General features: G+C 48.4%; 19 protein-coding genes. 9 read left to right on the top strand and 10 right to left on the bottom strand.

Translation table 11 applies throughout. The annotated features are described in order from the left end of the window. Window positions 1–111: 111 nt before the first annotated feature. The 4 genes from mvk to fni all read left to right on the top strand — a co-directional run bounded on the left by mvk (window position 112) and on the right by fni (window position 4,339). On the top strand, window positions 112–1,047 hold the full coding sequence (mvk, locus tag ACKTR5_RS01010; RefSeq protein ID WP_407878425.1) for a mevalonate kinase: 936 nt from the start codon (window positions 112–114) through the stop codon (window positions 1,045–1,047). Between the two features lie 44 nt (window positions 1,048–1,091). Further along, entirely contained in the window at window positions 1,092–2,072 is a 981-nt protein-coding gene (gene mvaD, locus ACKTR5_RS01005; protein WP_407878423.1) for a diphosphomevalonate decarboxylase, read from the top strand. Window positions 2,073–2,152: 80 nt separating this feature from the next. Continuing rightward, window positions 2,153–3,232, top strand: a complete 1,080-nt coding sequence (locus ACKTR5_RS01000) for a phosphomevalonate kinase (protein WP_407878421.1) — start codon at window positions 2,153–2,155, stop codon at window positions 3,230–3,232. 75 nt (window positions 3,233–3,307) lie between these two features. Beyond that, window positions 3,308–4,339 (top strand): type 2 isopentenyl-diphosphate Delta-isomerase, encoded by a 1,032-nt coding sequence (gene fni, locus ACKTR5_RS00995; RefSeq protein WP_407878419.1) that lies wholly within the window; start codon window positions 3,308–3,310, stop codon window positions 4,337–4,339. Between the two features lie 90 nt (window positions 4,340–4,429). Here fni and ACKTR5_RS00990 read toward each other — a convergent pair whose 3' ends face one another. After that, entirely contained in the window at window positions 4,430–5,791 is a 1,362-nt protein-coding gene (locus tag ACKTR5_RS00990; protein WP_407878417.1) for an RsmF rRNA methyltransferase first C-terminal domain-containing protein, read from the bottom strand. A gap of 199 nt (window positions 5,792–5,990) precedes the next feature. Between ACKTR5_RS00990 and ACKTR5_RS00985 the strand changes: the two genes are divergently transcribed. Continuing rightward, a complete protein-coding gene (locus ACKTR5_RS00985; protein WP_407878415.1) occupies window positions 5,991–6,821 on the top strand; it encodes a Cof-type HAD-IIB family hydrolase in 831 nt (276 codons plus the stop codon). Between the two features lie 64 nt (window positions 6,822–6,885). Next, complete coding sequence (locus ACKTR5_RS00980) at window positions 6,886–7,119, top strand: hypothetical protein (protein WP_407878413.1); 234 nt, start codon at window positions 6,886–6,888, stop codon at window positions 7,117–7,119. Window positions 7,120–7,188: 69 nt separating this feature from the next. Here the strand turns inward: ACKTR5_RS00980 and ACKTR5_RS00975 are convergent, their stop codons facing one another. The 3 genes from ACKTR5_RS00975 to ACKTR5_RS00965 all read right to left on the bottom strand — a co-directional run bounded on the left by ACKTR5_RS00975 (window position 7,189) and on the right by ACKTR5_RS00965 (window position 10,609). Then, window positions 7,189–8,112 (bottom strand): DMT family transporter, encoded by a 924-nt coding sequence (locus ACKTR5_RS00975; protein ID WP_407878412.1) that lies wholly within the window; start codon window positions 8,110–8,112, stop codon window positions 7,189–7,191. A gap of 24 nt (window positions 8,113–8,136) precedes the next feature. Further along, window positions 8,137–9,642, bottom strand: a complete 1,506-nt coding sequence (glpK, locus tag ACKTR5_RS00970) for a glycerol kinase GlpK (protein WP_407878410.1) — start codon at window positions 9,640–9,642, stop codon at window positions 8,137–8,139. 76 nt (window positions 9,643–9,718) lie between these two features. Next, window positions 9,719–10,609, bottom strand: coding sequence for a YitT family protein (locus tag ACKTR5_RS00965; RefSeq protein WP_407878409.1), 891 nt, complete (start codon window positions 10,607–10,609; stop codon window positions 9,719–9,721). A gap of 272 nt (window positions 10,610–10,881) precedes the next feature. On the opposite strand from ACKTR5_RS00965, the gene ACKTR5_RS00960 reads away from it, so the two are divergent. Further along, window positions 10,882–12,312 (top strand): C69 family dipeptidase, encoded by a 1,431-nt coding sequence (locus ACKTR5_RS00960; RefSeq protein WP_407878407.1) that lies wholly within the window; start codon window positions 10,882–10,884, stop codon window positions 12,310–12,312. A 58-nt stretch (window positions 12,313–12,370) separates the two neighbouring features. Further along, the gene (gene yjeM / locus ACKTR5_RS00955; RefSeq protein ID WP_407878405.1) at window positions 12,371–13,867 is read left to right on the top strand and encodes a glutamate/gamma-aminobutyrate family transporter YjeM; all 1,497 of its coding nucleotides are present in this window, start codon (window positions 12,371–12,373) and stop codon (window positions 13,865–13,867) included. A gap of 141 nt (window positions 13,868–14,008) precedes the next feature. Here yjeM and rplS read toward each other — a convergent pair whose 3' ends face one another. From rplS to rpsP, 5 genes are all read right to left on the bottom strand, one after another. Next, window positions 14,009–14,362, bottom strand: a complete 354-nt coding sequence (gene rplS, locus ACKTR5_RS00950) for a 50S ribosomal protein L19 (RefSeq protein ID WP_407878403.1) — start codon at window positions 14,360–14,362, stop codon at window positions 14,009–14,011. A 154-nt stretch (window positions 14,363–14,516) separates the two neighbouring features. Continuing rightward, window positions 14,517–15,254: a tRNA (guanosine(37)-N1)-methyltransferase TrmD gene (gene trmD / locus ACKTR5_RS00945; RefSeq protein WP_407878402.1), complete on the bottom strand. Its 738-nt coding sequence runs from the start codon at window positions 15,252–15,254 to the stop codon at window positions 14,517–14,519. After that, window positions 15,244–15,768 carry a ribosome maturation factor RimM gene (gene rimM, locus ACKTR5_RS00940; RefSeq protein ID WP_407878400.1) on the bottom strand — a complete coding sequence of 175 codons (525 nt, stop codon included), beginning with the start codon at window positions 15,766–15,768 and terminating at the stop codon, window positions 15,244–15,246. Before rimM ends, trmD begins: the two co-directional genes overlap by 11 nt. Window positions 15,769–15,804: 36 nt before the next feature. After that, window positions 15,805–16,098: a KH domain-containing protein gene (locus ACKTR5_RS00935; RefSeq protein WP_407878398.1), complete on the bottom strand. Its 294-nt coding sequence runs from the start codon at window positions 16,096–16,098 to the stop codon at window positions 15,805–15,807. Window positions 16,099–16,118: 20 nt separating this feature from the next. After that, entirely contained in the window at window positions 16,119–16,391 is a 273-nt protein-coding gene (gene rpsP / locus ACKTR5_RS00930) for a 30S ribosomal protein S16 (RefSeq protein WP_407878396.1), read from the bottom strand. 263 nt (window positions 16,392–16,654) lie between these two features. Here rpsP and ACKTR5_RS00925 point away from each other — a divergent pair, with 263 nt between their 5' ends. Next, window positions 16,655–17,632, top strand: coding sequence for a hypothetical protein (locus ACKTR5_RS00925; RefSeq protein WP_407878394.1), 978 nt, complete (start codon window positions 16,655–16,657; stop codon window positions 17,630–17,632). A gap of 76 nt (window positions 17,633–17,708) precedes the next feature. Here the strand turns inward: ACKTR5_RS00925 and ACKTR5_RS00920 are convergent, their stop codons facing one another. After that, window positions 17,709–19,841: a GH25 family lysozyme gene (locus ACKTR5_RS00920; protein ID WP_407878393.1), complete on the bottom strand. Its 2,133-nt coding sequence runs from the start codon at window positions 19,839–19,841 to the stop codon at window positions 17,709–17,711. Window positions 19,842–19,910 lie beyond the last annotated feature (69 nt).

Below are 19,910 nucleotides of genomic sequence, written 5' to 3'. Positions count from 1 at the left end.
GCAGATCACACGCATAAAACCCGTAAAAACTATGGTATGATTGGTGCTAGATGGGTTAGCGGACGTCAATTCGCCCTAGGGACCCCAAATTTTCGTTTCGAGGTGATCGATATGCGTGTTGGCACCGGCCATGCACATGCCAAAATTATTTTACTTGGTGAACACAGTGTTGTTCACCATCAACCTGCCATCGCCATTCCACTTCAACATTTACCGGTTACAGCCACCATCCAAGAAAGCGTTAGTGATCGTCAACTCGTTAGCGATTACTTTACGGGTGCGTTAGCTGAACTACCGGGCGCGTTTGAAGGCATTCGTGTCTTAATTGACCGCTTATTTCAACGGTTTCACGCTGAGACACAACCGTTTACATTAACGCTAACGAGCACAATTCCCGAAGAACGTGGGATGGGCTCATCCGCTGCCATCGCAACAGCAATCGTTCGGGCAGTCTACGACTTCTTTGAAACACCGCTCGATCAGCAGGACCTGCTAGCCACCGTGAACATCGAAGAAATGATCACCCATGGCTCGCCTTCAGGCATCGACGCAGCCACCGTTAGCGCAACAGAACCAGTGTGGCTGATCAAAGACCAACCCCTAACACACATTCCAATTCATTTAAACGCTCACCTTGTGATTGGGGACACCGGAGTAACTGGGCAAACGGGGTTAGCAGTCAATTCCGTGAATGAATTGCTCACCGATCCTGAACGCCCCGGTGTGGGCCAACAGCTCATTAACCACCTTGGCACGTTAACGCGTGAAGCGGCCGTGTGTCTTCAACATGATCGTGCGCATGAACTGGGCACCATTATGAACGCTGCTCAACAAGACCTAACGGCACTTGGGGTAAACCATCCCGTGCTTCAGCGCCTTGTTGACGCCGCTAACCAAGCGGGCGCACTGGGCGCCAAGCTCACTGGTGGTGGTCTTGGCGGTTGCATGATTGCCCTCACCCATTCCGCCGCTGAAGCACAGGCCGTTGCTGACGCCCTTCAAAACCAAGGTGCATCGGCGACGTGGATCGAACCCTTTAGTCGCTAATCCGTCGTTTCATCATCATCGATTTAACCAAAGGACACTTACTCATGACCATTTTGGATCGCCCCGTCACCGCACGGGCCCACACAAACATTGCGTTAATTAAATACTGGGGGAAAGCTGATGAACAGCTGATGCTCCCCACAAACGACTCCATTTCCATGACGTTGGATCATTTTTATTCAACGACCACCGTTCACTTTGACCCAACGTTGACCATTGATGAGCTCACCTTAGATGGGTTAACGTTACCAGCCACCGGCCAACAGCGCATCCGGCACTTCATGGATTTCATTCGTCAAACGGCGGGGATCACCACGTTTGCTCACATTGAAACGGCCAACCATGTACCTACAACAGCCGGGCTTGCGTCATCGGCGTCGGGCTTTGCTGCGCTGGCCGGCGCGGCCGCTAAAGCAGCGGGATTACCTACAGACGGTCAAACCCTTTCACGCCTTGCCCGGCGCGGTTCAGGGTCAGCGTCACGCTCAATTTTTGGTGGCTTTGTTCAGTGGCATGCCGGTCATGATGATCTGACCTCGTTTGCAGAACCCCTTCAGGAAACGGTCACCTGGCCGCTGCGGATGATTGCGATCGTTGTGTCAAAGACGGCCAAAAAAGTGGGCAGTACAAATGGCATGAAACAGTCACAAACCTCGCCTTACTTTGCTGACTGGGTTAAGCAAGCCAATGCGGATATCGCCCCCATGACGGCGGCACTACTTAAAAAAGACATAAACCGTGTGGGCGAAATTGCCGAGCATAACGCGATGTGTATGCACGCAACAACGCTTAGTGCAACGCCACCGTTCACGTATTTCAACGGGGACACCCTTACCGCAATGTCCGCAATTACCGACTTGCGTCAAGAGGGGGTAAACTGCTATTATACGATGGACGCTGGTCCAAACGTAAAGGTCATCTGTGAACAGGCAGATGTACCAACGATTTTGGCCCGCTTACGCCCACTATTTGGTGATGAGCAACTTGTTGTCGCTAAACCCGGCCCAGGGCTCACCTACCTTTAATTAAATTGATACCACAGAAAATGCTTGTACGGGATTCATTGCCGGTACAGCAATTTTTTGTCTTGAAAGGACATGATGAATTGATTAGCGTACAAGCGCCTGGCAAACTTTATATTGCCGGAGAATACGCCGTGGTTGAGGCTGGCTTTCCAGCCATTATCGTTGCTTTAAATCAGTTTGTGACGGTCACCATTGAAGAAAGTCAGCACTTTGGGACCATTGATTCCGAACAGTATAAAGAGACCTCTGTCAACTGGCGGCGCGCCGGTGACGAACTGGTCTTTGATAACCGGGATAACCCGTTTCATTACCTACTTTCAGCCATTCAACTGACTGAAAATTACGCCCGCGCCTGTGGCCGTGAACTAAAGTTCTATCACCTTTCCGTCAATTCACAGTTAGACAGTAAGGATGGTAAGAAGTTTGGCCTCGGATCATCGGCTGCGGTGACTGTTGGAACGGTTAAAGCCCTGTGCAAATTTTATGAACTCCCGTTGACCAAGGACATTTTGTTTAAACTCGCTGCCATCGCCCACCTCGACGTTCAGGGGAATGGCTCACTGGGTGACATTGCAGCGTCCGTTTATGGCGGCTGGATTGCGTACCACTCCTTTGACCACCAGTGGTTAGCTAAACAACGGCAACAATTTTCATTGACTGACCTGTTGGCACTTGAATGGCCCGGGTTAGCCGTTGAATTATTGACCCCTCCGACTGACTTGCGGTTACTCATTGGATGGACTGGTTCACCAGCGTCAACGTCCCACTTAGTGGATAAAGTCTCTGATGCGCGTGACGTTGATCAAGCAAAGTATCAAGCGTTCCTTACCGCCAGCCGTGATTGCCTAGACCGCATGATTCAGGGGTTCCGCGATGGTGACATCGATGTCATCCAAACTGAATTACGGGTCAACCGGCAGTTACTCCAACAATTGAGTTCTTTCAGTCACGTGCCGATCGAAACCGTCGCACTAAACACGCTGTGCGCCATCGCTGAGGACCATGGCAGTGCCGCTAAGACATCAGGTGCCGGTGGTGGTGACTGTGGCATTGTCCTGATTGATCGTCATGCAGCTGTTGATACCCTTCTTCACGACTGGGAAGCAGAAGACATTACGGCCCTACCACTGAGTGTCCATAACGTGATGGACCTCGTTTAACCGAACAAACAATCCGAAGGCTGGGCAGTCAACTGCACCAGCCTTCTATTGAATAATCCACTAAAGGAGGCCGTTATGGCAGAAACCACGGAATCACAACATGCACACCGGAAGGATGAGCACCTCGCCATTGCGACACACCAGTACACCACAAGTGAGACCTTTGCTGACGTTCGCGTCATCCATCAGGGCTTACCCGAGCTAGCAGAAGCTGATGTTGATCTACACACCATGTTTGGCCGTCTGTCCATGGCGACCCCCTTTTACATTGAAGCCATGACAGGCGGCTCAGCCCGAACCGGGCGCATTAACCAGCAGCTAGCTGAAGTGGCCAACGCCACTGGGCTCGCAATGGCCGTCGGTTCGCAAAGCATTGCGCTCGCAGAACCCCAGCAAGTGGCCACGTTTAACGTTGTTCGCCAGGCAAACCCCAACGGGCTCGTATTTGCTAATCTTGGCGCTGGCCACACCATCGCTGACGCAGAGCGCGTGGTGGACATGCTTGAAGCAAACGCCCTTGAATTACACATCAATACGGCACAGGAGGCTGTGATGCCAGAGGGCGACACCGACTTTCACTGGTTAGCCGGAATCGAAGCGCTTGTTTCTGCCCTCCCCGTTCCGGTCATCGTTAAGGAAGTCGGCTTTGGTATGAGTCGCGAAACGGCAGCACAACTCAAGGCCGTTGGTGTTCAGTATGTCAACGTGAGTGGTCGTGGTGGGACTAATTTTGCAACCATCGAAAATGAACGACGCCACGCAAAAGAGTTAACGTACATGGCTGATTGGGGACAAACAACGCCAGAGTCACTTCTTGAGGTGGCCCAAACCGATCTCCACATCGCGGCATCCGGAGGCGTTCAAACACCCCTTGATGTGTTAAAGGCCTTAATGCTTGGTGCCGATTGTGTTGGTGTCGCTGGTCAATTTCTTCACGTTCTTATGCACGATGGCCAGCAGGCCCTGCTGGAGACCATCGTTGCTTGGCAACAGGCCTTACGCACGTTGTACACGCTAACGGGCGCAGCAACAACACCTGCCGTCCGCGATGTTCCGTTCATTCTTTCCCCCACGCTTCTTTCTTACAAAGCACAGCGCCATTTATAATGTGTGATAAAGCCACAGTAAAAAACGACTGAATCCTCCCGCTTTGGAGGTTTCAGTCGTTTTTGTTTGAGGCTTATTTGTTGAACGCCATTATGCTTGGAAGCGAAGGCCCTTTGGGTAACCATTTTTTAGCGTGTTCCCAACCACCTTGCCAAACCCAATGCCGTTCCCATTTATTGTGGCTAACGCCCAGCCCGTTGTGCCGGCTGCATCCGTTAAATTCACCACGTCACCATGCACGTAGGTTGCCCACTGCGCCGTTGTTAACGCCACGCGTGGCTGATAATCAGCAGGGTGAATGGCTAAAGCCAAGGCAAACGCTGGTTCAAACCGCCGTTTTTTAAGCGTCCCAAGGTGCAACCCAGGTCGGACAATTCGTAACCGGCCTAAATCTGGTGTCCCGGCTGGGAGTGCATAGAGTTGCTCACCAAACACCGTCAGCGTCCGTTCGTGCCAATCAGCTGGTAAATGTGCTGTCACAAATGCCTGCCACAAGTCAATTGCTTCCCGATCAGGCCGCGGTAACGCCACTGGCTTTAACTTTTTGACTCCATCGGTTTCTGACGCCTTGCGAACCAGTTTGGCCACAAAGTGCCCTTCACCAGCAACGTGGTGCGGGAATAACCGGCCGGCGCGTGCCAACCGGGGATCGTCATCGGCCCAACTCGGCCGTGCTGGCTCCAACCCAGGTAATGCCGGGAGGTCAACCAGTTCAAATTCAGGGTACGTTGCAAGTAACCACGCCATCATCTGTTCATCTTCTTCTGGCGCAAACGTACAGGTGGAATACACAAGTGTGCCACCAGGACGCACCATCTTAACGGCTTCCGTTAAGATTTCTCGTTGGCGTGTGGCACACGTTGCTGGATAATCTGGCGTCCAGTAATCCATGGCTGCCGGGTCCTTCCGAAACATCCCTTCACCTGAACAGGGCGCATCCACGACGACCTTATCAAAAAACGTTGGTAGTTGTTTTGCTAAACGTGCGGGGGTCTCATTTGTCACCACTGCATTCATGATGCCACAACGCTCGACATTTTCTGACAAAATGGCCGCCCGCTTTGCAAAAATTTCATTGGTCACTAAAAGACCCGTCTGCTGTAGGCCAGCTGCTAATTGTGTCGTTTTACCGCCAGGGGCGGCGCATAAATCAAGGATCCGCTCGTTTGGGTTCGCGTCCACCACCGCACCAACATACATGGCTGAGGGTTCCTGACTGTACACGACGCCGGTTGTATGGTCTGGCGTGTGCCCGTTGACCCGGCCAATAAAGCCATTCAAAATGGCGGTCGGTTCGGCTAACGACAGTTCAGTTGGTTTCGATTGGGCTTTCAGTGGATTAATCCGAAACCCGTGGCGAACCGGCTGGTCAAAACTTTGAAAAAAGGCCGTTGCCTCGGTGTCCCCCATCAAACGGCGGTACTTCTCTTCGTATCCCGTAGGTAATTGCATCTAACAAACTCCTTAATATCGTGATCGTTCGCCGAGTCATCTAAGGACTCACACGAACCGTATTCCTCACATCTTACACCGAAATCCTGCTATCGTCACGTTTTCACGTCATTAGTTGCAGGGGGACATTAAATACGGTACATTAGATGGCATTAACGTGGTTTTAACCACACGCATTCGCTCAGGAGGTTTACCCATAATGACACGAAAATTAATTGCCCTTGATCTTGACGGGACAACGCTGAATAATCAATCACAGCTTTCAGACTTGACCGTTCAAACACTGCGTCAGGCCGTTTCTGCTGGCCACATTGTCAGTATCGTCACGGGCCGCCCCTACCGCATTTCACAGCAATATTACGATCAGCTCGGCCTCACGAGCACAATGATCAATTTCAATGGTTCACTGGGGCACCGGCCCCACCAAACGTGGGCGCAAGAATACCAGTACACCATTGATCGTGACATTGCCCTAGATCTACTTGCTCACCAGCAGGATTTAGGCATTGAAACGATTGCCGCTGAAAACAAACAACACGTTTGGGCTAACCATGCTAGTGACGGCACGATCGACTTCTTCCCTCAGGGGCTGACCAGTGAACAGGTTTTAAATAAAGCCAACCTAACAACTGATCCCACTGCCTTGACCCTTTACTTTGATGAACACCACCGCCAAAATTTAATTGACGACTTGCTCAGCCGCTATGGCGACCACATTGATCTCAACGTTTGGGGCGGCAGTTGGCCCGTCCTTGAAGTTGCTCATAAAGGCATTGAAAAGGCCACTGGGTTAGCGTTCTTGGCAAAGACCTACCAAATTAGCCGTGACGACATCATTGCCTTTGGTGATGAAAATAACGACCGGACCATGATCGATTACGCCGGTTGGGGTGTCGCAATGGCCAATGGGATCAGCGATATCAAGGCCATCGCGCAAGACGTTACCACCGTCGATAACGATCATGACGGTGTTGCCCATTACTTACAGGATTATTTGGCTCTGCCGGCCGCTCTTTCCAAGGCAGAATGATTGCATTTTTGCCGCCGAACCACCATGCTTAAGGGAGCCCGAATGGAACAAAGGAGGTTTTACCATGATAGAAGAAAGCGTCCTGTTTAACCCCGGCGATGCCATCGCCAACGCACATGATTATAACGAAGTGTATCAAAGCGCCCAGATTTACAAGAGTAAGCATCCCCATAGCTTAGTCATTGTTTCAGAACAAGATGGGCACCCCTACGTTCTTTTTGATCAAGATCAAATCGCCACGAGTAATCGATCTGATGAAGACAAAAAGAAACAGTACCGGGTCATCAAAAAAATGTAAGCATCAAAAAAGCTGTGTTCATCTGGACACAGCTTTTTTGATGCTTACATTTTGTATATACCAATTAATTTAATTGCTACGGTCAATTTGTGATTCTGCCTGGCCGCGCCACCGTTGAAGCAGGTACACCGCAACAACCACCAAGATAGAACCCAAGACTTCCATTGTGCTGATCTGTAAGTGGAAGAAAATGATGCTTAAGATAAATGTGACCACTGGTTGAACGGCATCCACAATGCTAATAACGGCTGATGGTGCAAAGTTCAAACTGTATAGGAGCGTAGAGAATGCCAAGATGGTTCCCACTAAGATCACAGTACTAATTGAAAGAATCAAGCCAACGGTGATCTTAGGTGGATTAACCCAGATTGGCCGCCACAGGTTAAAAAGAACACCGCTAATCAGCATGCCCCAACCTAGTACAACGATCGGCGAGTGAACGGTAACGATTTGTCGTGGCAAGACCACGTAACACGCTGCCGTGACCCCGGCAAGAATCCCCCACAATAGTGAGGCAACTGGGACGGACAAGGTGTGAATGTTCCCACGGGTGATGGCTAAAAACACGCCGACAAGCGCAATCGCAAACGCGATCATGTCTGAGCGTAACGGCCGTTCCCGTTTGAATAATAAGGCCCCTAAGACAATGAACAGCGGGCTTAAATACTGCAAAATCGTGGCAGCCGCCGCGTTCCCCGTCTTAATACTCATGTAAAACGTAAATAAGTTCGCCATCAGTCCGAAAAGTGCGTACGCAACCAACCAACCGATTTGGCGCCATGATTTGAAAATATCAAAAATATGGCGCCCTTCCTGAAAAAAGCCAATTAGAAGTAGGACAAGCCCCGCCCCCAATGTCCGAACGGATAAAAACCACGTTGCCGGAATGTTTTGTGTTTGCGAAATGTACTGCAAGATGGTCCCTGAAATCCCCCACATGGTGGAGGCAAAGGCCGCCCAAAAAATCCCCTTTGAATAATTCTGTTCCTTCATGTTAATTCCTTATCTTCCCTTAACTTAATCCGTGGTTTCAAATGCTTGAGCAGCCTTAATGGCCGTTTGCCACCCTGCATACAAATGATCACGCCGGGCTGGCGCCATTCGGGGGGTGAATTGCTCACCACTCGCGTACAAGGCACGCAGTTCATCCTGATTGGCCCAGAAACCGACGGCTAAACCAGCTAAAAATGCCGCACCCAGCGCTGTTGTTTCATTGATCTTTGCTCGTTTGATGGTCGTATTTAAAATATCAGCCTGAAATTGCATGAGGTAATCATTTTGTGCGGCACCACCATCAACGTGAAGTGTATTGATGGATAACCCGGTGTCAGCCACCATCGTATCCACAACATCACGGGTTTGGTACGCAATCGCTTGTAAGGTTGCCCGAACAAATTGTTCCCTAGTCGTCCCCCGAGTCAGACCAAACACGGCTCCACGTAAGTCTTGATCCCAGTATGGTGCCCCTAAGCCGGTAAACGCCGGAACCACATAAACATGGTCATCCTCTGGTGCTGATTCCGCCATCTTTTGCGAATCACCAGCATTTTCCACCAGTTTCATCCCATCACGAAGCCACTGAATCGCGGACCCCGCAACAAAAATGGACCCTTCCAGCGCGTACGTCACTTCACCATTAATCCCGTAGGCAATGGTCGTCAATAAGCCCTGGTTAGATAACGTCGGTTCGGCACCAATGTTCATCACGATGAACGCCCCGGTGCCATACGTATTTTTAACGTTTCCTTTGTCAAAGGCGGTCTGACCCACTAACGCTGCCTGTTGGTCACCCGCAATCCCACAAATCGGGACGGCAACACCTGACATCGTGTAATTGGCTGTGTAACCATAAACTTCAGAGGAGCTGCGAACATCCGGTAACAGTGCTTTAGGGACATCAAACGCAGCCAGCAACTCATCATCCCACGAGAGGTCATGAATGTTGTACAACATGGTCCGACTGGCATTGGTATAGTCGGTGGCGTGAACCTTCCCACCGGTCAACTTCCACAATAACCACGTATCAATGGTTCCAAATAGTAACTCGCCGCGCTCTGCCCGCTCACGAGCACCGTCCACATGGTCTAATAACCACTTAATTTTTGACGCAGAAAAGTACGAGTCGACCACAAGCCCGGTCTTTTGACGGATCATTTCCGTTAACCCAGCCGCTTTCCATTCGTTTGCAATGCTGGCGGTCTGCTTTGACTGCCACACAATCGCGTGATAAATTGGCTGGCCCGTCTTTTTATCCCAAATGATGGTGGTTTCCCGTTGGTTAGTAATGCCGATCCCCCGAATTTTGTATGGGGCAATATTTGACTGGATCAGTGCATCCGCCATAACAGATTGTACACTGCTCCAGATTTCTTCAGGATCATGTTCGACCCACCCCGGTTGCGGAAAATACTGCGGAAATTCCTTCTGCGCTTTTCCAACAACCATGCCATTATGGTCAAAAATCATTGCCCGACTACTTGTCGTTCCTTGATCGATCGCCATCATGTATTGTTCGTCATTCATGTCGCAACTCCATTCAGGGCTGTTGCCCACTTAATTGTTTGCAATAACCCCATTTTACCAAAAATTTGTGCTCCTGTTACCGGTTCCGCTCAATCTCGCGGAGTCGTTCTTGTGAAGCCTCATCATAAAAGTTACCACTAACGTCCACCGTGTTCATTAAATTCATGAAACTATCGGGATCTGTGTTGGAAACGGACGTCCGCAGATCATACAGTTCATAACGGGTAATGACGACCATCAACGTTGTGTTCCCCTGACCTGTATATGCCCCCTTTGACGGAATAACGGTGATTCCACGAAACAGGTGGCGCCGTAAATCCGCAAGCACTTCATCCGGGTGCTGCGTCACGATCATGGCCGTCAATTTTTGATGACGCGTATAAATGGTATCCACCATTCGTGACGTTGCATATAGCGTGATAATGGTAAATAGCGCATTTTCCCAGCCAATGAAGAAGCCGGCAACAGCCACAATTCCCGAGTTTAGGGCCATGGTCAATGTGCCAATACTCCCGCCAGTCGTCTTTTGAAGAATGAGTGCAATGATATCCATCCCGCCCGTTGAAAAACCGTAACGAAACGGAAAACCAATTCCGATCCCCGTTAAGATTCCCCCAAACAGAGCGTTTAATAGTGGGTTATGGGACACGCTGGCTGTTGGCAAAACTAAACTGATCAACGCAGTTAAAATTGAGTTCATAAAACTCCACGCGGTAAATTGGGGGCCAATTTTGATCCAGCCCACGATGCCGATCGGAATGTTAAAGGCAAGGATAAACCACCCGGTGGCGACATGCAGATTGGCAACGTTTAAACCCCAGTGGAGTAATTGGGCGATCCCGTTTAATCCACCTGAAAAGATGTCACTCGGCACTAAAAATTCATTCAGTGCGACGGCACAACAAATGGACGAAAAAATTAAAATCACAATTTTGATCAGGCCATCTTGTTTCAAAATCCGCGCCATATTAGTGTCCTCCTTGAATTAGTTTCAGTTGATTTAGTTAACGCTCATAATTAAACCACACGGACCAACCGTTTGACCACTAGGTTCACCGGTGTTTGAGAAATATTTTGCCTCCCCAAATCATTTGCTGCTCACCACGCGATTAAATTGCGAACTATTCAGCAGGCAAAATGCTGTCGGGTCATGTACAGTTCACGGGGTTTCTGCTACAATCAATTCAATGTGTTCTTGCAAATTTATACATTATATTCAACGAAAGTGAGGTTTTGCGCATGACGTCAGATGACGAGCGGCGCCCCTCTGCATGCACCAGTATTTTGGTCGGCCGTCAGGCATCACTCGACGGCTCCATCATGATTGGCCGAAACGAGGACAGTAAGGCTTCGTGGCCGAAACACTTTGTCGTTCATGAAGAACAAACGACGACCGTTGCGCCCATATATAAGTCAAAGGATAACGGGTTTACAACGACGCTACCGTTAACAGCGTTACGTTACACCGCAACCCCTGAATGGACGGACAAGTACGGTTTGTTTGAAGAGGACGGGATCAACAGTGCTAACGTCGCCATGTCAGCGACAGAAAGTGCCTACTCTAACGAAACGGTCCTAGCCGCTGATCCCTTTGTTGCAGATGGCATCCAGGAAGAGGCCATGGTCACCGTCGTGTTACCGTACATTACCACAGCACGTGAGGGTGTTGCCCGGTTGGGTGCCCTCCTCGAACAGCACGGAACAACGGAATCAAACGGGATTTTATTTGCGGATGATCACGAAGCTTGGTACATGGAAACGGCTGCGGGCCATCAATGGGTCGCCCAACGGATTCCGGATGATGGTTATGCCGTTGTTGCCAACCAGTTGGCCATTCAAACCGTTGACTTTACGGACTCCGATAACTTTATGTTTGCAGCTGGAATTAAGGACTTTGTGAATGATCACAACCTGAATCCAGATCGTGAAGGGTTCAACTTCCGACACATTTTCGGAACCCATAGTGTCAGCGATGAAATGTACAACACGCCCCGGGTTTGGATTGGTCAACGAATGTTTAACCCCGAAATTGATCAGGAACCTACTAATGAAGAACTCCCTTTCATTCGTCGGGCAAGTCATAAAATTTCCCTTCATGAAGTTCAGGATTTCTTGAGTAATCATTACGAGGGTACAGACTACGACCCAGTTGGCCGTGGTGCGCACCATCCCCATGATTTTCGTCCCATTAGTCTCGCTAAGACGCAAGAGTCCCACATCCTTCAACTCCGGCCAACCATGCCGACCGAACTGAAGGGGGTCCAGTGGCTCGCTATGGGTGTCGCTGCCCAAAGCAACTACGTCCCGTTTTACACGGCGATCAATGACACCCCCACTGCGTACAAACGTGGAACCGGACGGTATGCCCCCACCAGTGCTTACTGGACGTTCAAGTTAGCTAGCACCTTGTGGGACGCACATTACCGACACTTTGAACGACAGTATCAACAGGTGCGCACAGATCTCCGGGTGACGCTTGGTTCACAGCTGGCAGCCAGTGACGCTACCGCCATGACACTTACAGGCACTGAACTAACGGATTTTCTAACGGCGGCCAATGATCAAGCAGCTAAGCGCGCACTATCAGCTTACCGTGACTTGATCAGTACACTAGTCACCGCCAGCACCGATTTTTCACCACTTAATTTTTCAACCGACGAGAACTTATAAGAATAACTTCTGTGGTGATCAGCCATGGTCATCATAGTGAAATGAGGATTGTGAACACATGGAAAAGAAAAAGACCCTGTCACTTGGGGCGTTAGTCCTGATGATTTTTACAACCATCTTTGGTTTTGGGAACACCCCAACAGCCTTCCAACAGATGGGTTACGGTGCCATCTTCTGGTACATTCTCGGTGCTCTGCTTTTCTTCCTGCCCAGTGGCTTGATGTTTGCTGAATACGGCTCATCATTAAAAGAATCAAAGGGTGGGATTTATTCCTGGTTAGATGCTTCAATTGGTGAACAGTGGTCCTTTATCGCCACGTTTATCTGGTTATCTGCCTGGATCATCTGGCAGGTTATGATCTCCCAAAAGGTGTGGATCACCCTGTCAACGATCATTAGCGGCCATGATACGACTGCGAGCTGGCACATTTTCGGGTTAAACTCAACGCTGACCATTGCGCTGTTAGCCGTCCTGTGGATTATTTCCATCACCTGGGCTGCTTCACGGGGGATGAACTTCATTGCCCGTGTTTCATCTGTTGGTGGGATTGCGGTTATGGCGTTAAACGTCATTTTGATCGTTGCCAGCCTGATTATCTTATTCGCTAACCACTTCACGTTAGCACAACCAATTCACCACTTCTCCGACTTTGCAACTTCTCCAAACACACAGTTCCAAGCACCAATTGCCATGATTAGTTTCGTTATCTATGCCATCTTTGCTTACGGTGGGTTAGAGTCCCTTGGTGGGGTTACCGACTCACTAGACAAACCTGAAAAAACGTTCCCCCGTGGGATTTTGATTGGGACCTTAGTGATTGGGATCGGTTATTCACTGACCATCTTCCTCTGGGGTGTTTCCGCTAACTGGCACACAGTCATTGACCAAACAAACGTTAACTTAGGGAACATCACCTATGTTCTGGAAGAAAACCTCGGGATCTCGTTGGGCCACGCTATTGGTTTATCCAGTCATGGTGCCCGGATCATGGGGCAAATTTTCTCCCGTTTTGCTGGGATTAGTATGTTCTTAGCCTACTTAGGTTCCTTCTTCGTTTTAATTTACTCACCATTGAAGTCCTTCATCTTAGGGTCACCAAAAGAACTGTGGCCAAAGAAAATGACGAAGTTGAACAGTCACGGCATGCCTGAATTTGCAATGTGGATGCAAGCCACCGCCGTTATCGTCTTCATCGTTGGAATTTCCTCTGCTGCCGTTTTAACGCACCAGGACTCCAAGTTCTTCTACAGCGTGTTAACGTCCATGAGTAACGTTTCAACGACCCTGCCATACTTGTTCTTAGTCGGCGCCTTCCCATACTTTAAACGTGAAGACTTACCACGGCCATTTGTCGCCTATCACTCACACCGGTGGATGATTTTCGTTGTGACCGTTGTTATGATCACGCTCAGTATTGGAATCGGGTTCACCATTTTACAACCATTTATTGTTAAGGATTGGGTAACGGCCATCGCAACACTTGCTGGTCCAATTGTCTTCGGGAGTATCGCGTGGGCCTTCTACGCGAACCGTGATAAAAACATCGAAGACTAGCATTAAAGCTTAATCCACGAGTTTCAAAAAGGACCAGCGCTCTCTTAAAGTAAAAGAGAGCGCTGGTCCTTTTTATTAAGGATTGAATGGCAAACAAAAAACGTCACTACATAATTGTAGTGACGTTTTTTAGGCACACGTCTAACGACGAGCTTCCTTGATCCGGGCAGCCTTACCGTGCAATGCACGTAAGTAGTAAAGCTTGCTCCGACGAACGCGACCGTGACGAGTAACTTCCACGTGATCAACACGTGGTGAGTTAACAGGGAAAGTCCGTTCAACACCAATCCCGTTACTGATCTTACGAACAGTGTACGTAGCAGAGATGCCGGCGCCGTGGCGCTTAACAACAACCCCTTCAAACAATTGGATCCGTTCGCGGGTTCCTTCAACGATTCGTGCGTATACACGAACCGTGTCTCCGGCACGGAAGTCAGGCATGTCATCGCGAAGTTGGCTAGCGGTGATTTTTTCGATTAATTGGTTCTGTCTCATATTGAGCTCTTCCTTTCAACTCAACATTCATTGCAGGCTCCCTACAAGCGGAACATCGGTATTATGGGCAAAAATTGCCATAAACAAGAATACCATAGTGACGATGACCTGTAAAGGGCCGTTCCTTTACACATTATTGTACTTACACCAGATATTAGCCCCGCGTCTCCTCGTCGATCACATCGTTTAAAAGCCGTTGTTGGGCCACCGTTAAGTTAGCGGTCTTTAACAGGTCTGGGCGCCGTTGGTATGTCCGCCGCAGTGATTCTTTTTCCCGCCACTCAGCAATTAACTGATGATTTCCGTTTGTTAACACCTCAGGAACGGTCTGGCCACGAAAGTCAGCTGGCCGTGTGTACTGGGGATACTCTAACAATCCATTACTAAATGAATCGCCAGGCGCTGAGGCCGTGTTTCCTAACACATCGGGAATAAGGCGCACCGTGGCGTCGATCATGACCATGGCCCCTAATTCACCGCCTGTCAGGACGTAATCGCCAAGTGACACTTCATCCGTCACAAGTGACCGAATCCGTTCGTCATAGCCCTCATAGTGCCCACAAATGAATGTCAGGTGGTCTTCCTTCGCAAAGTTTTCTGCTACCGCCTCAGTGAAGGGAACGCCGGCAGGATCTAATAAAATCACCCGGCCACGGTCACCAGCTTCTGCTTCAACATGATCCATTGCATCAAAAATGGGTTGTGGCATAAGCAACATCCCAGCACCGCCACCATAAGGCGTATCGTCAACATGATGGTGTTTATCACTGGTAAAGTCACGAAAATCTGTCACGTTAATGTCCAGAATCCCTTTTTCACCAGCCTTACCGACAATAGATTCCGTCATTGGACCAAACATATCTGGAAACAGACTTAAAATATCAATCCTCATCGTCTAACCCCGCCATCATTTCAACGTGAACGACACCGTTAGCGACATCAACCGTTTTAACGACCTGGTCAATAACGGGTAATAATAAATCACTCTTACCGGGTCGTTTAACGACCCAGACATCGTTTGCGCCAGGGGCCATGATTTCAGAAATCGTTCCGATTTCTTGCTGCTGCTCATCAATGACGTGTAGGCCGATGATTTCATGATAGTAGTACTGTCCGTCTGGTAATGGATGTTGGTCTTCGCCAGCAACAAAAAGGTCTGCACCTTTATATTTTTCCACCAAGTTGATGTCGGCTAAACCCTTAAAACTCAGCAAAATAAAGGATTTATGTGTTCGCATAGAAGCAATTGTTAACGCTTCTTGCCGTGCGCTCTGTTCATTGGCCGTTACGTAGACCGTCTTCCCTTTCGCAAATCGGTCAGCCGGAAAGTCGGTTGATGAAATCACCCGAACTTCTCCCTTTAATCCTTGGGTATTAACAATTTTTCCAATCGTGTAAAAGGCCATATGCCCTCCTTTTGTCTACAAAGAAAGGGTCTGAGATTAACTCTCAGGCCCTTTCTTATTCTCATCAACAATCAATAAGCGATTCCGTTTTTGATCCGTTGTCCGAACCCCATAAAGGACCGTTCGAATGGCCTGGGCAACTTGACCATGACGGCCAATCACCTCACCAATATCATCCGGTGCCACCGTTAAGGCGTACTCCGTAAACCGATCATTTGGCCGAATGGCCACTGCAACCGCCGTTGGATGAGAAACCAGTGGTTTAACCAGTGTGACCAGCAAGCCGGCCACTTCATCCTGCGTTAATTGATTACTTTGATAAGTGTTCATGCAAATTGCACCTCGAATGACTACTTCGTAAACTTAGCTTCGTGGTACTTCTTCATGATACCTTCGCGTGAGAAGATTGTCTTAACAGTATCTGAAGGTTGGGCACCATCGTTCAACCACTTCATTGCTAATTCTTCATCAAGCTTGATTTCCGCTGGGTTAACCAACGTGTTGTAAGTCCCGATTTGTTCGATGAACCGACCATCACGAGGTGAACGTGAGTCTGCAACGACAACACGGTAGAATGGGCGCTTCTTAGAACCCATGCGCTTTAAACGAATTTTAACTGACATTTGTAGTTCCTCCCTAATTTCTTAACGTTGTCTAGTTTATCTAACTCTCAACAGGGTGTCAAGAGGTTTTTCTTTACACTTCAAAAAAGCTTGCTAACGGGGTTTCCCTGCTACGAAACACAGAATTTTATTAGATATCATTAAGAAGGTTAAGCTCTCGCCAAATTTCTTAAACATAATTATCTACCGCGTCATTTTATGATACATTAACGATAAATATCAGACGAAAACGTCACTTTATTTTTAAAGTGAAGGAGCTTGTAATGGAAAATAACACAAACCCACGCATCACCTTTAATCATCCAGAGTTAAGAATTGTCAAATCAGACGCCCTTAACCGTCCCACAAACGCCCGGCTACTTCAAGCAGCCGGTGCACTCGCAGTCGATGGTCGCGGTGTTGATCTCACCCCGCATTTGAACGCCAACCTTGAAAATATTGATTTTTCGGTTCCTGGCCGTCATCAGGTTCCCGTTGCAGTTATGGACGACCGCGGCAACGTGGCGCGGGCGTACTTTACGCTGATTATCGTTAACACTGAAGCAGATTTAGACGGGCGCTCCCCGATTGTTGTTGAATCGGCGCCGCAATCAGCCGCCGCTAGTCAGGCAGCCGTTAATAGTAGTACACCTCAGCAAAAGCCGGCTAAAAAGCAACAGCACCGCCGCCTCATCTATGGCGTTATTGCTGGACTAATCATGTTGTGCCTTGTGATTTGGGGTGTTTCAGCACATCAGCATGCGCAAAATGAAGCGGCCGCAGCCAGCTCATCAAGTTTGGCAGCAAGTTCCTCAGCGGCTGCGTCATCTAGTGCAGAGGCTTCCTCAAAAGCGGCTGCGTCATCTGCGGAAGCTTCTTCCAAACAGGCAACGTTAACGTCCGAGAACAGTAAACTAAGTGGCCAGATTACCAGTTTAAAGGAACAATCTAAGGAGACCCAAGCCTTAATTAAAAACCTTCAACAAACGGTAACGGATTATAAAAGTAGTAATGATCGGACCCAGTATGAAGCCAGCATTTCTGACCTCCAGTCACAGGTTAACACACTTCAAACTGAGGTTAAGCAGAGCAATGCGAACGCCGTTTCTCGAAGCGTTATGAGTTCACAGTTGACTAAGGTTTCGAGCACGTTAGATGATCTTTCAAGTGCCACTACCCCAAGCGATGCCACTAGCACCCTTAAAAGCAGCAACGTCAATGGGATTGTTAGCAAGATCCAATCATTAGTCAGTTCGTTCTAAACGCTAATTTAAAAAGCGCACCTCCTGGAAAATCTCATCCAGGAAGCGCGCTTTTTGATTGGTTAAATTAATTTACTTAGGCGTTAGTCCATTGTGCCCAGGTTGAGGCCCCAACGTATGACAAATCTAAATCCAGGTTATCGCCCCAACCACTGAGACGTCCCGTTGAGCTATATTGATAAATACTTGGTTTGTTACCCCAAGCGCCCCACGAACCGCTATCCGTCCATGGATCAGTATCATAGCCGTACTGAGCGTTCATTGAAGCATACTGAGCACCCCATAACGGATACTTCGCTGCTACAGAACTCCAGTCGTATTCCCGGGTGACCGACTTGCTCATGTAAATCATTGGCGTTTCACCCGTTAAATTAGCAACTGTATCTAAGAACGTTTCGGCCCATGCTGGTCCAAGTGAAACCGCGGCCCCTTCAAAATCAAGCACTGGTAAAGCATGACCATCAACTAATTGGTTTCTAACGTTGTTCACAAAGTACGTTGCTTGCACAGCAGCACTGGTACCAGGATCAGCAAAGTGATACAACCCGACCAGTTTCCCAGCGGCCTGCGCACTAGCGTATTGAGAAACTTCATACGGATTAACATAAGAAGTCCCTTCAGTTGCCTTGATCACAACGAAATCACCAGGCACTGCCGACAGGTTGATCCCTGGTTGGTAACTGGAAATATCGATCCCATTCATCATTGAATCAGCGATTAACGCCCCCGTTACTCGATCAAAGTTATACGTCCGGCCATTAATAACTTGCGAGCCATACACCATTTGGCCCTGCGCATTGTAGTAAACAACCTTGTTATAGCCATAATTAGTCAAGTTTTGAAAACCATACTGCATTGATCCGTCGTCACGGCTAAATAAATACCAATTATTATTGATCTTTGCTTCGCCATACACCATTTGGCCATTGTTACTATAATATACCGTTTTATTATGTCCATAACTGGCTAAATTCTGGAACCCAGTTTGCATGGCACCATCGTTTCGGCTAAACAAATACCAATTGTTGTTAATCTTGGCTTCACCGTACGCCATTTGACCGTTGGCATTATAGTACACGGTTTTATTGAGCCCATAACTAGCTAAATTTTGGAACCCGGTTTGCATAGCGCCATCATTTCGACTAAACAAATACCAATTATTGTTAATCTTGGCTTCACCGTACGCCATTTGGCCGTTGCCGTTATAGTACACGATCTTGTTGAGTCCATAACTGGCTAAATTCTGGAACCCAGTCTGCATGGCGCCATCATCACGACTAAACAAATACCAATTATTGTTAATCTTGGCTTCACCGTAAACCATTTGGCCGTTGCCATTATAGTACACAATTTTATTATGACCGTAATTAGTTAAATTTTGAAAGTTATACTGCATGGCACCCGTAATAGAATCAAATAAATACCAATTGTTATTTATTTTTGCTTCGCCATACACCATTTTGCCGTGAGTGTCATAATAAACAGTTTTGTTTTCATTATAGGGTTGCAAGTTCTGAAAACCGTACTGTAATGCACCCGTCTTTGCATCAAACAAATACCAAATGCCATCAATTTTTTGTTCACCAGTTGCAGGCTTTCCATTTACATTATATTGAGTAATCCCATTTACCGTTGTCCAACCATTCGTAACAGCAGCACTGGTCGTTTTAACACTCATCATTCTTACAACGCGTGTAGCCGAAGCTGCGGTTTTCGTTGCAGCTTCTGAATCAGTTGTTGATGCCGAGCTCACGGGACTAGCAGACGTTGATGAACTTGATTCATCAGAGACACGTTTTGCTTCACTACTGTTATCAACGGTGCTTGTTGCTGAGCTATTCTGATTGCTACTTGCAGTTGAATTTGAACTAGTCGAGCTTGTTGCCGCACTGCTTTGATTGCTACTTGCCGTTGAACCTGCACTAGTTGCACTCACAGTTGCACTACTTTGGTTGCTAGCTGCCGTTGAACCTGCGCTAACCGCAGTCACAGCCTGTGCTGTTTCTGTTTGCTGATCAGCATTAGAATTCAAAGTCGCCGTTGCTTTGTCAGCGGTTGTCACTGTACTTGCAACGGTTGGTGTTGTCGCTGCGGCTGGCTGGCTGACAGTTGCATCAGCAGACGCCTTCATCCCACCAACGATTAAGGTTGTTAAAACAACTCCTGAGGTGACCCAGAACTTACCAGCTTTATAAAGCTTAATTCTCATTTGCATGCCCCTTAAAAATATTGCGTTTTCAATAAATCATCCTTTAATCATTACGTAAACTTTACCATG

This window comes from Furfurilactobacillus entadae (assembly GCF_045862745.1).
GTDB lineage: Bacteria > Bacillota > Bacilli > Lactobacillales > Lactobacillaceae > Furfurilactobacillus > Furfurilactobacillus entadae.
This window is presented reverse-complemented; position numbering and strand designations above follow the sequence as displayed.